This window comes from Thermogutta sp. (genome assembly GCF_014359955.1).
Taxonomy (GTDB): Bacteria; Planctomycetota; Planctomycetia; order Pirellulales; family Thermoguttaceae; genus Thermogutta.
The window spans coordinates 1-9,149 of the sequence record NZ_JACIYL010000102.1; the positions used below are offsets into that span (position 1 = coordinate 1).

The 9,149-nt window shown below is 56.5% G+C and carries 6 protein-coding genes; all 6 read right to left on the reverse strand.

Going from position 1 to position 9,149, the window contains the following annotated elements; genetic code table 11:
• The coding region (locus H5U08_RS05070) for a PD-(D/E)XK nuclease family protein (protein ID WP_297030923.1) at positions 1–2,219 on the reverse strand (2,219 nt) is incomplete at its 3' end.
• The gene (locus H5U08_RS05075) at positions 2,212–3,849 is read right to left on the reverse strand and encodes a methylenetetrahydrofolate reductase C-terminal domain-containing protein (protein WP_297030926.1); all 1,638 of its coding nucleotides are present in this window, start codon (positions 3,847–3,849) and stop codon (positions 2,212–2,214) included. The genes H5U08_RS05070 and H5U08_RS05075, both read right to left, overlap by 8 nt.
• A gap of 176 nt (positions 3,850–4,025) precedes the next feature.
• On the reverse strand, positions 4,026–4,688 hold the full coding sequence (locus tag H5U08_RS05080) for a corrinoid protein (RefSeq protein ID WP_297030927.1): 663 nt from the start codon (positions 4,686–4,688) through the stop codon (positions 4,026–4,028).
• A gap of 230 nt (positions 4,689–4,918) precedes the next feature.
• Positions 4,919–5,977 (reverse strand): hypothetical protein, encoded by a 1,059-nt coding sequence (locus tag H5U08_RS05085; RefSeq protein WP_297030929.1) that lies wholly within the window; start codon positions 5,975–5,977, stop codon positions 4,919–4,921.
• Positions 5,978–6,145: 168 nt separating this feature from the next.
• Entirely contained in the window at positions 6,146–7,318 is a 1,173-nt protein-coding gene (locus H5U08_RS05090) for a sialidase family protein (protein ID WP_297030931.1), read from the reverse strand.
• A 56-nt stretch (positions 7,319–7,374) separates the two neighbouring features.
• The gene (locus H5U08_RS05095; protein ID WP_297030933.1) at positions 7,375–8,601 is read right to left on the reverse strand and encodes a right-handed parallel beta-helix repeat-containing protein; all 1,227 of its coding nucleotides are present in this window, start codon (positions 8,599–8,601) and stop codon (positions 7,375–7,377) included.
• Positions 8,602–9,149 lie beyond the last annotated feature (548 nt).

Here is a 9,149-nt window from a genome sequence, read left to right on the forward strand (position 1 = left end):
CGATGTGCCAGGCTTCCAAAGCTGAGCGAGTCCAGTTCTTCCAAGTCGTCGGAGAGCGTCCCCAATTGAAGCACATGGCGCAGATAAAACCGATACGGGCAGGCCAGATAATCACGAAACTGAGTCACACGCATTTCAGAAATGGAGACCGGCACAACCGGTGCCGGGGGAGCGAGTGCCTCCCGACTGGTGAAATGTTTGCGCCATCGCGGCGGCCGACGCGGCGGTTCCTCGATGACCCCAAACAGGGAAGATACGCGTCTGACCAGGCCGTCGTCATCGCAGGAAAAGAGAAACCGGCTGGGGAAAAGCGGGTTCTCGTCCGTATCCTGCCGCCCCACGATGAGATGAAACTCCTCGCGACTCGAAGTGATCAGACTGAGCAAATAAGCATCGCGCGCGATACGCCGAGCGCTCCCCTCCAATTGGAGCCATTCCCTCAATTCGGCCGTCAGGAACATTTCGTTGCGCGCGATCGAGGGGATAAAACCCTCGTTGACACTGGTCAAAACGGTTACCGGGGCATCATCCCAGGGGACATCAAGCCATCCCATAATTTCCACAGCCGGCCCTTTCAACGGAGCGGGGACGCGACTGTTGGCCAGGTGATAAGCGACCCAGCGCAGCAGCTCTCCAGGTGTTGTTTGCCATTCCAGGGAACTCTGGACTCGCTGCGGTACCTGCATCCACTCCCCAAGCGTTTCCACGATGGTGCGGCAGACTTCGAGAGTTTCTTCCTTTGCTTCGGGGGTCCCTCCCGGCTGACCTGCGGCAGCCAGGATTGGCCCGTAGAATTCGAGCAGAATATCGCGGAGTCGTTCCGCGCACTCTGAGATTGGCTGAACATGAGTCCAGGTGTGGGGTGAAAAACGCTGCCAAAGGCTCAACCATGCCTCCTTGACAGCATTTTTTTCCCCCTGCATGTCGGCCTCGTCCATAAGAAGGGGGACTCGCTCAGCGCACCACGTATCGTACTCCGTGAGGAGGTCAATCTTCCCGCCGATGTGTCGGGATAGCCATCGTTCTGCCACCGGGTGTCGGAGGAGCGAGCCAAAGGCTTCGGCAGTTTTTTGCTCCAGGAAATCGCCCAATGCTTCGAGCAGTGCCCATACCGAAGTGCGAATGAGAGGCCGTCCAGGCCCGTACCGGGCAGGCAAACCGTAGTGCTCGAGAGCGTCCACAATCAGGGGAACAAGCGACTCGTCGGGCGCGCCCACCGTGATATCTTCGATGCCCTGCCGCTCATCCAAACGCGAGAGAAACCGGATAACAGCATATGCCTGATCCGCTGGCTGCTGACACAGCGTGATTCGATCCTCGGGGACTGGCCCGGGGAGTTCCTGCCAGCATTCCGGGATCAAGCAACCCAGCTCGTCAAAACGATCGGCGAACTCCCGCGGGGCCACGGTCAGAACCGTGACTTGGTCGCGCACCTGACCCAAAAGCTGGCGGACAATCGGCGGCAGGTCCACAAGTCCCACGAGGAGTGTCTCTCGGTCAAGGTGACATAAATGGCGCGCACGGGCTTCGAAACGTGCGGCCACAACATCGCAGAGACCTTCCCGGTCGAGGGTTTCGAGATACAGTCGTTCCAGGAGATCAAGCGTCTCCCATCTGCCGCGATCAGGGAACTCTGGATCGTGTTGAAGGGCAATTTGCAGAACATCATGAAATGAAAATCCTCCACCACTCAGTTCGTATCTCAACTGAGCGAGGGATTGCGCCAGCGAGAGCCACCGCTGGCTTTCTGCGGAGGTTGTCCAGTGGGGGAAAAGCCGACGCAGAGCCGATTCGTCCCGATATGCCAACTCTCGCAGTGCGATGCACCACGCCAGCAGGCACGTGGGTTCGTTGGCCAGTGGTTTATCGCAGGAGTAAAGGCGTTCAGGAAGCTGTCCCACAGTCATGACGTCTGGCGGAAGGAGGATCACGCCATGACTTCGGGCTGTTTCGGCGAGTTGGGCCAAAAGGCGCCGAACGGCCCAACTGGTGGGCAAGACGATAGCCAGGCGAGAAAGGTCCCACAGATTGCCATTAACACTCGGTGGGTGGATCTGGCAGAGATAGTCCAGGAGAAGTTGAACAACGGGGCGGGACCACCCCAGAAATATTCGCCGGAAATTGCTCGGTCCGCCCGTCTCTTGAAGCTCTGGCGATACCTCAGCCTGCTGCGCCTGCGTTTTGACTGAATTGCAAGATCGCCGTGATCCTTTACCCATGATTCGCTGTTGCCCCGCCTGGAGTATCTTGACCGAGATCCCTTTTCTCAGCCGTCCCGTGATGGTCGCGATTGAGATAGGTGTTCGCCCAGGAAGAAGTGTGTGCTAATTCTGCATTGTACAAAACCGGCGGTCCGGTGAGCATCTCTTCGGATTCCCCGTAGGCTTTCAACCGTTCATAGACGATAGCCCACAGGCATTCCTTATCGCGAAGCTCGCACTGTCCATCCACAGAGCCTCCGCATGGTCCGTTCCGGCTGCACTTGGAGCACCAGCGTTTCGGGCAGACATAGGCACAATCCGGCAAACTGCAGTCCCCGCAGTCCTGACAACCGTACATCATGTACTTGGAAAATTTTTCCAGACCATAGAGAAGACGAGCCGGGGCGGGTGGCTGCGGTTTGCCAGCCCAGCGTTGGTAAAGTTTCTGCGCGAGATTCCACAACCCCTTGCCTCTTGTAAAAGCGATTTGATGGACCAGCCGGGAAACGCGGTATCCCAGCGTGACGTATGGGGAACGCCTTGGTTTTCTCAGCGACTCAAGATATTGCCGATTGATCTTGTCAGGTGCGCTTAACCCCGTTTCGGGATCGTGCTCGAAAAAGAAGAATTCATCGGGAAACGAGAATTGAATCTCTTTCAAAAACTGGCGCCAGTCCTCGGGGGCGAAAGAGTCTAGATGTCGGAGAACCTCTTCTAAAGATTCCAGCTTGTGAATGCCTCCCAGATAACCTGCGGAGAAGCCCAGGCCCCGTAAAACAGCGAGTTGCTTCGCAGCCAGTTCGGCGAAAAATTTCTTTCCTCGATCGGGGCCGGCAGCGTATTTTTGGCACAGTTCCCACAGCTCATCTGTGACGACGCACCCCGGAAGTTGCCGGTCGTGGAAAAGTCTAGCGACCGTCTTGGTGAGAAGGTACACGTTACCGATGACCGGCACGCCCGAAATGCCCCTTGCCTGGAGGAAGAGTTTCACCTCGTGGTATTTGCGCATATCATAGCCGAGTTGGGTGATCACCCACTCCGCCCCGGTCGCGATTTTGCGTACGAGTTTGAAATATTGCGGAACCAATTCCCGTTCATAACGTTTGAAGGGAGAAACAGCGCAACCTATGTAGAATCGCGTGGGCGAAAGAAGTTCGGTTTTACCGGGGCGAGGTGTCACAATGCGGCCGTCATTCATGGCCTTGAGGAGAGCGATCAGGCCAACCGAATCGAGATCAAACACGCCCTGGGGCTTGCCGCCGAAACCGACGGCGGGATAATCGCCCGTCAGGGCCAGTATGTTATGAAGTCCCTCGGCCGCCAGCCGCCAGGCGAGGCTCTCCAATCCCGCTCGGTTCGCGTCCTTGCATGTCATGTGGATGACGACACGATCCCGGTCGTGGGACAAAAACTGGGCAATCCAGTCCGCCGGCAACATCGGATTGCCGCCGGGATTATCGGTGATCGAGATCCATCCGACGCGGGGATGCGAGAGAAGTTCCCGGGCTAAAATGATCGGGGGTGCATCACCCGGATTCGCCGGCAATCCCCGAGTGGAGACAATCTCCACCCCGATTGGAAAACCGCCGTTTTCCAGGAGTTGTCGAAAGCTCAAACCGGAAGGCTTGGCGGTCGTCCCGCCTGTCATGGTTCAGCTCCCAAAAAGGGACTTTGTTGATCGTGGCCACAAAGGTTTTCGGTCGACATTTCCGTTGCCGATGACAAGGCAGTCGCTCCCGGGTGTGCTGGACAAACGTGCTTCCATGCTGCACGGGAAGCTGCCAACACCAACCACCTTGCTCTCACGGGAACATTCGGCGGGTGTCAGCTCGTGGTGGCCGCCACGGACCCCAGTTCGGCTGCCAACCGTCGCGCGACGTCAACGGCCTCGGTTGCGTTCTCACCATAGCCGTCGGCCCCGATCTGCTGGGCGAATTGCGGGGTGATGGGAGCCCCCCCGACCATGACCCGCACCTTGTCGCGAAGACCACTTTGCTGAAGAGCCTCGATCACATTCTTCATGTTGAGCATGGTGGTCGTAAGCAGGGCGGACATCGCCACGATCGTGCCCGGTTTTTCCTGAGCGGCCTGCACGAATTTTTCGGGAGGGACATCCACCCCCAAATCGACGACTTCGAAACCGGCACCTTCCAGCATGGAAGCCACCAGGTTTTTTCCGATGTCGTGGAGGTCGCCTTTGACCGTCCCGATCACCACCCGCCCGATGCGTTTGGCGCCGGTTTCTGCCAGTTTCGGGGTGATAAGCTCCAAAGCCGCTTTCATTGCCCGAGCGGCAATGTGAAGTTCCGGAACAAAATATTCGTTGCAGGCAAACCGCTGCCCCACTTCGTTCATTGCCGGGATCATGTATTTGGAGATCAACTCTGAAGGATCAACATTGGCCTCCAGGGCGGCCTTGGTGACCTCGACCGCAGTCCGGTGATCTCCGATCACGATCGCGTCATAAAGTTTAGAGTAATCGCTCATGGACCCCTCCGAGTCGCTGTGGGCCAAAAGTCTTCATGCGGTCAACAAAATGAGCGTGACATACTGAAACTGTCTGCGCTCATCTCCGTCCCTGCCGGGCAGTGTTCCCCTCAACTCCCGGGCGCTTCCAATATTAACCGGTTTGACAACCGCCTGCCAAGGGTGGTTGGCTCACCGGCGGAAGATCAGCCAGCTTATCAGGCTACAATTGTTGTGTTGCGGCTCGGCGATCATGCGTACCAGGGGCGTTCACGTCGTCCGACCTTGTTGAGAGCTTCAATAGCCAGACGCACATCCATCTCGACCTGAAAATCGAACATTCCCACCACGATGAAATCGGCCCCGTTTCGAAAAGCATAGGCGAAGCCCTGCTGCGGATGGATGGCCCCGGCGGCGAGAACCTTGAAGGCTAGCCAGGGTTTCTCCACCGTTTTCATGAAAGCAGCGGTTTCTTCAGGGTTGTTGCACCACATATTGTCATTATTTGCATCGTGGTCGCTGGAGTTGCCCCGCATCCAGTCGAATTCCTGCCGTCTGTCCTTCGGCGTTGCTGACCAGTAGCGGTCCGAATGGAACGTTTTCATGTAAAAATCGACGGGAAGTTTTGCCTGTTCGCATGCCTTAACCACCTCCAGTGAATGACAGCCAATCCCCGCCGGGCGGCCGGTCTCGTGGATCAGGTCAAGCATTTGAGCGAGGGCTTCGAGACCACCACCGTTCATGAAATGGGAATCCGTCGATCCGCCGTGCGAGTAGATGCAACTGGCTCCACGCTCAACCTGCTGCTCGATGACACGTTTCATTTCGGCCCGGTCCTGGATGACGGGAACGCACACGATCGTTTGAATCGGAGGGTTGCGGTGCCGGTTGTACTTGGCGACAACATCCCAGCAGGCTGGGTCAAGTTGGATCGTATTGATCCCACAGGCCATGGCGAGGTCCAAAGTTTCGAACACCTTCGATTCGGTGTTGTACTCGCGGAAAAGGCGAGAAACATAGATGAGGTCACGACTGTGCGCCCAACCGCCGATGAGATTACCTCCGATAATCAGGCGACTGATCGTGACGTTCCCAATTTTCCCTGTGGGAAGGGGACTGGGCAGCGGTTCCGCAGGCCGCCTCGGCGGTGGAACGGTCTCTGTCTCAGGAGCGGGCTGCGCCCTTCCTTCTGCTACGGCGGCGCGAAGGATCTCCTCCTCGATACTCGTGTAGGCCAATCCGAAACCCGCCGCGCCGGCTAATCCACGGGCAAGAAAACACCGCCGGTCTGTCTTGTGAACGTCGTTCATGATCAACCCTCCCGGTTAGTTGGAACCCGTTCGGCTGAGGATATATTTTCCTCATCTCAGTAGCGAGCCGCAGTGGGGGCAACAATTCACTCATCTTGGCTGCGACTCATCTGCTACTCATTGTGTTCTGGCGAAGGGCCATCGATCAATCAGCGCGTCGTCCGTTCCTCAGCGCGGCTCCACCCACGACAGGGCGACCGCGGTAAAGATGATCGCCTGGTACGCCTTCTCCCATAAGATGCCGAGGCTCTTATCAGGCAGGACCGCAAGGTCGGAGTAAGCTCCTGGTCCTTCGCTTATCAAACGGGGATTTTGGAATGTTTCCAGTTCGTCGTAGCTTATCCAGAGCGTGAGGTTATTCCGCCCGGGACCACGTGGACCCGTCCATGCAATGCGATTCCGATCGTCGCCCCTTTTCACCGACGTCCACCTTTCCACCGCACAGCACACGGGAGTGACCTGCTGTCCAGGCCGGGGCTCTGACCACGTTTGGCCGCCGTCCCGACTGAAACTGATCCAACGGTGGGGACCGCTCTGCTGCCGCATGTCCAAAGCAAGCCTTCCGTCTGCCAGTTCCACGAGCTGGCACTCGTCCACCCCCATTTCACCGGGGACAAATCCGCCTCTCTGCCAGGTTGCCCCATGGTCGTCGCTGAAGAGGACAAAATCTCGGAAAGGACGGTAACGCCACATCGGAATGGCGAGCCTTCCCGAGGACTGTTGAATTCCGCCCCCCGGCCCCGGTACGCTGATGCCCCATTCCTTATCCTCCATATCCCGGGCAATCGGGGTCAAATCGACAGGATCGGACCAGTGTTCCCCATGATCGTCACTGAATCGGGCAAGATTGAGGACATCCCGTGACCCCGGGCGGGCGCGGTGGGTACTCGCTCCCGGCGCGCAGCGAATGTAAAAAAGCCAGATTCGCCCCGTGGTTTTGTCCACCACCGTCGCAGGATTGGCGGAGGACCACTGGGGGCCCGAATGTTCGATCACTCGTATCGGCGACCATGTGCGGCCACCGTCGCGACTGGTTTTCAATAGTAAGTCAATTTCCTGGCCGGGCAGGCCCGGGTCTGCACTGCTGTTGCGACGGCCTTCCGCAAAAGCCAGGAGGGTACCGTCGGGAGCGACCTCCAGAGCGGGAATCCTCATCGTGTGGTAGCCTCCTTCCCCGGAGGTAAACACGGTCACATGGTGTAGGCCAGTTTCGTTGGCCTGTGCCGAACAGGGCCAGCACAGGACGACGTTAAACAACAAGACAATCAGCACGCATAACATTTTCTGCTGCAAAAACGCGTAAAAGGGAATAATCCGTGCACGAACCAGACGTATTTTCATGGGTGACCACCTTTCAATTGCAAGAGTAATAACGGGGATCCAGCAACTCTATTTCTTCAATTGCTTTTTCTAAACGGATCTTCTTCAATCCATTCGTCGGCTCCGATATCCGGACGGCTGTCTCGCGGTTGCCGGTCGAAATCTTCTATCACCTGCGGTAACGGGTTGCCCACGTCGCAGACGGCTGGCTGGCGGGTTCGCAGGTGCAGGTCCCCACGTTTGGGATCTACAAATAAATCCGGGCTGGGCGATAGAATGAGATTCTTTATCAGACGGATTTCGCCAGTAGATTCGTTGCGAACGGGACTTCCCACGAGAAGATTGTTGACGACGATGGTGCCTTGATTATCATGAACCAGTCTGATAAGCCTTCCGAGACGATTGTCGGGATCAAAAATGGTGTTATGGGCGATAAGGCAGTCCCGTGTGTAGTCGGAAACGATACCCGATTCTGGACATTGAGCAATAAAATTATTTCTTACGATAATATTTGCTGAATGGACCGGAACATCCGGCGGTTTGTACGAGTTTCCGAGGGCAATGCCCACATCGCAATTGATGATGACATTCCGCTCGACGATGCAATCGCGGCTGTCGTGCCACAGGAATATGGCGCCGCGCCCTTCTCGTGTGCGGCCCTGAATGTTGTAAAAGACATTGTCCGATATAGTCCATTTCGCCGCGAACATAATGTCAATACCACCAATATAGTTACCCTGAAAATTCTCGGGCGTATCTGCGGGATCATCTGCGTAACTTTTGGGGCGATCATTATAGAAGAGGCAATACATGACTCGGGAGCCTTCCGGCCGGGCAACCGTGGCTGGTACGCGGACACCCTTGACGGCACGCTGCCAGATGTTGTGCAGAATACAGTTGTAAATGGTGACGCGATGGACTCCCGAGTCTGTATCGAGCTTGATGCCGTTCCATCGAACGTTTTCAATCGTAAGATCCGCGATAACGACGTCCGAACAACCATGGATGGCGAGAAGCTCGCCGAGTTGGTGCGGCCCGCCGTCGAGGATGACTTCTTCCCGTCGACCGGTCGCACCGCGCAGCGTCACCCTGTCCGTGCAAATGTCCAACCGATGAGGAAGCACGTAGCGACCGGGACTCAGAAAGATCGTTGTTCCTTCTTTTGCGTGCTCCACAGCCTTAAAGAGTTCCTCCACGGAATGGACGCGGATTACCGGCTCCGTTGGGGCTGGTAAAGGTGGGGCCGCGCGGATGACTTGAGGGGCGATGGGCAACTCGGGTGGCTTGGCATGCACAGCTGACACACGCGGAGATCCCAGGCAGCGAATGGCACCCAGTAACAGTGCAATTGACGCAATGAGGCGGGCGAATGCGTGGGAAGCATGCAGGTGCTGCGGCACGGTAATTTCCTCGTCAATTCGGCATTAAATTAATGACGGATCGCTAATCCGCTGCCTATTATGTACCTCTGGTAAGCCGAATAGCAAGTGGTTTGAGAAAGGATGAGTCCGGTGGAAAATTACGGCCAAACAGCACACCTAGGGAACGTCATCGATGGATGTTGCAAAATGGAAAATCGGATTTATTCTTATGCAATTGTACGTAATCACCGGATTGTCTGCTCGGTGAAAGTCGCATTATTCTAAACAGGCGAGACGCTTTGCAGTGCGCAGATTCTCGAGAGTGTCTTGGGGAGGCCACCAACCATGCCGCGATGGATGATCTTCATTCTTGCCGGACTTGTTAGCGTCAGCACTTTGGCGCGTGCCGGGGAAGAACAACCTGTTCGGCCCAATATTATTCTCGTCTTCATTGACGATATGGGCTGGGGCGATTTTTCCTGTTTTGGGAA